This window comes from Pseudothioclava arenosa, from assembly GCF_002358085.1.
Lineage (GTDB): Bacteria > Pseudomonadota > Alphaproteobacteria > Rhodobacterales > Rhodobacteraceae > Pseudothioclava > Pseudothioclava arenosa.
On record NZ_NTJD01000025.1, the window covers coordinates 1 to 1,053 of the forward strand.

The 1,053-nt window shown below is 64.3% G+C and carries 1 protein-coding gene; it reads left to right on the plus strand.

The window, feature by feature from the left end; all coding sequences use genetic code 11:
- The first annotated feature begins 66 nt into the window (after positions 1-66).
- Entirely contained in the window at positions 67-999 is a 933-nt protein-coding gene (locus CLN94_RS13800) for an IS5 family transposase (RefSeq protein WP_096434600.1), read from the plus strand.
- Positions 1,000-1,053: the final 54 nt, after the last annotated feature.

Below are 1,053 nucleotides of genomic sequence, written 5' to 3' on the forward strand. Positions count from 1 at the left end.
GGCATTGTTGCAGAACTCTGGCTGCGAAGGATTCACATCGCGAATCCATGCAGTTAGACGCGTGGTATGAGCAAGCCCAAGCCCGCCCGCTATCGCACGACGAACTGGTCCGACTACAACGCTGCGCTGCGGAAGCGCGGGTCTCTGCTGATTTGGCTGGACAAGGAGATGTCCTGGCACGCGCCGCATGAGGGTCGCCAGGGGCGCCCGCCGGTTTTCTCGACTGCGGCGATCCAGTTCTGCCTGTCGATCAAGGTGCTGTTCAAGCTGCCACTCAGACAGACAGCGGGGATGGTCGCCAGCCTGCTGCGCTTGGCTGGGCTGGATTGGCCCGTTCCGGACTACTCTACACTGTGCCGCAGGCAGAAGACCCTGAAGGTGCAGATCCCGTATCGCCGTGCCGACGGGCCGCTGAACCTGCTGATAGACAGCACCGGGATCAAGTTCCTCGGCGACGGCGAATGGCAGGCCCGCAAGCATGGCGTTCAGGGACGGCGCCAATGGCGCAAGGTCCATCTGGCCATGGACACCGCTACATCCGACATCCGCGCGGTCGAGTTCACCCCCAGCCGGGAAGGCGACAGCCCCGTCCTGCCAGACCTGCTAGACCAAATCCCGGACGACGAAGACATCGGCACCGTGACCGCAGACGGCGCCTACGACACCCGCCGCTGCCACAGTGCCATCATCGCACGCGGTGGCACGGCTATCATCCCGATCCGCAAGAATGGCCGACCGTGGAAGGAGGATTGCCCAGCCGCTCGGGCCCGCAACGAAACCCTGCGCGCCACACGTCACTACGGCCGGGCGTTCTGGAAACGGTGGACGGGATACCACGCCCGCAGCCGCGCTGAGGCCAGGATGCGCTGCCTCAAGGCCTTCGGCGAGCGGATCGCCGCGAGAGACCCAGACCGCCAAACCGCAGAAATCCACATCCGCGTCGCACTCATCAACCGCTTCAATGCCCTCGGCACCGCCGAGATCGTACGCGTGCCCTGAACATGAAGGGGAAAGGGGAAGTCACGCCTCAAGCCGCCTTTCTGCAACAATGCC

Bases quoted from the DNA above. Each gene is read 5' to 3' on its own strand.
- CLN94_RS13800 (WP_096434600.1), top strand. From the start codon at position 67: ATGAGCAAGCCCAAGCCCGCCCGCTATCGCACGACGAACTGGTCCGAC.